1 protein-coding gene and 2 pseudogenes are annotated in these 1673 nt (G+C 67.2%); all 3 read right to left on the bottom strand.

From position 1 onward, the window contains the following. Positions 1–964 (bottom strand): annotated as a pseudogene (locus IE206_RS42150) (hypothetical protein); the annotation flags it as partial. Continuing rightward, complete coding sequence (locus IE206_RS42145) at positions 961–1401, bottom strand: DUF6507 family protein (RefSeq protein WP_189972066.1); 441 nt, start codon at positions 1399–1401, stop codon at positions 961–963. The gene IE206_RS42145 and the pseudogene IE206_RS42150, both read right to left, overlap by 4 nt. A gap of 126 nt (positions 1402–1527) precedes the next feature. Further along, positions 1528–1673, bottom strand: a pseudogene (locus IE206_RS43920) (hypothetical protein); the annotation flags it as partial.

The following is a 1673-nucleotide window of genomic DNA, read 5'->3' as shown; positions in this document are numbered from 1 at the left end:
AGCCGCCGGTGAAGACGGTGGTCAGGACGTTGAAGGTGACGCCGCCTGCGGCGCGGGCGGGGTTCTTGCCCCATTCGTCCCAGGCGACGAGTGCTTTGCCGGTCTCCTTCATCGCGGTGCGCGAGTCGCGCAGCCAGCTCGGCATGTCCTTGTCGGGCGTCATCCAGAACGCGGCGGCGAAGGGGGTGGAGGAGATCGCGAGGCCGGTGGCCAGCTTCGCCAGACCCGTCCAGGCCTGGCCTGCCTTGTCCCAGCCGTCGGTGCCGACGAGGGTGCCGAGGCCCTTGATGGTGCCCCAGATCCCGTCGACGATGAAGCCGTCCCAGACGAAGCTCTTGACCTGGTGCCAGGCCCAGGCCAGCCCGGTGTACTCGCGTTCGGCGTGCCCGCCCCAGGGGGTTTCCTCGGCGTGCTGGAGCGCGTCGGCGCTGTACCCGTACATACCGGGCTTGTGGCTGCCGTCGTCGACGGTGAGTTTGCTGCCGCCGACGAGGGCGGTGATCTTGTCGTGGCAGGCGCGCTCGGCATCCGTGAACGCGGCGACGGTGGCGCCGACGTCCTTCATCAGCCGTTCGTTGTGGTCGATCTTGCTCTGGTCGCGGCGCCAGTGGTCGTCACCCTCGATGCTGTCGGTGAAGGCGAAGGCTTCGGTGCGCAGGCTCTGCAGCTTGGCGACCAGGGGCCGGACTGTGCCCTCGTACTCGGTGAGTGCGGTGGCGGCTTTTTCGAGCGCGTCGGCGAAGTCGTCGGCCTTCGTCTTGACGGGGAGGGTGGTGGCGAACAACTGGTCCGCCTCGGGTGCCTGATAGCACGCGGACAGGCCCTGGAACTCCTTGTGGACGTTGGATCCGCCGTCCCGGAATTCACCGGCCTGCTTGGTGAGGGCGGCAGCGTCCTTGGTGAGCTGCTCCAGGTTGCCCGTGAACATGGGGATGCCGCCGGGCTCGATGACGTCCTTGCTCACTTGCCCGCCCCAGGCTTGTCTCCCGGCTTGTCCCCGGGCTTTTCGATCGGCTTGCCGTCCGCCCCGAGCTCTTGGCCCTTGTCGTTGATGACGGGTTCCTTGATGGCCTGCTTCTGCTTGTTCGCGGCCATGTCCAGGTCACCCTTGGCGTACTCGGTCGTCGCCTCGTACGCACCGGTGAGCGAGTGCTCGGTGCGGACGGCGATGTAGCCGAGCTCCTGCGCCTTGTGCTGCATGAACTCGCCGAGTGCGCCGCCGACCGGGCCCATCGGAGCTTCCATGCCGCAGTACGGGCCCGAGATCGTGCCCGCCGACGACGCTGCCGACTTCAGGCTCTCCTGCATCGCTGTTCCGGCCTTCGACATGGCCTCGGCCGCGGTGGCCGTCTTCTTCAGTACGCCCGAAACCCCGGACGGTTTGATGTCCCAAGCCGACACGAAATTTCCCCCGTTCCCTGCCTGCCGCCCAACTACCGCGCATATGCGGTGAGTTGCTCTGCCTGTGCTACTGGTACTGCTTGCCGTACGTGCCTACGTGCCTACGTGCCTACGTGCCTACGCGCCTCAGCCGATGGCGTCGACGGCGGCCTTGGCCTTGGAGAGGGTGGACTGGGCGGTGCCGTCGTTCAGTTCGAGGGTGCCGCGGACGAGCCGGATGATCTCGCGGACCTCGTGGGCGGCCTTGTTCCAGCGCAGTTCCTTGCCGTGGT

It is taken from the genome of Streptomyces violascens, assembly GCF_014649955.1.
GTDB lineage: Bacteria > Actinomycetota > Actinomycetes > Streptomycetales > Streptomycetaceae > Streptomyces > Streptomyces violascens.
This window is presented reverse-complemented; position numbering and strand designations above follow the sequence as displayed.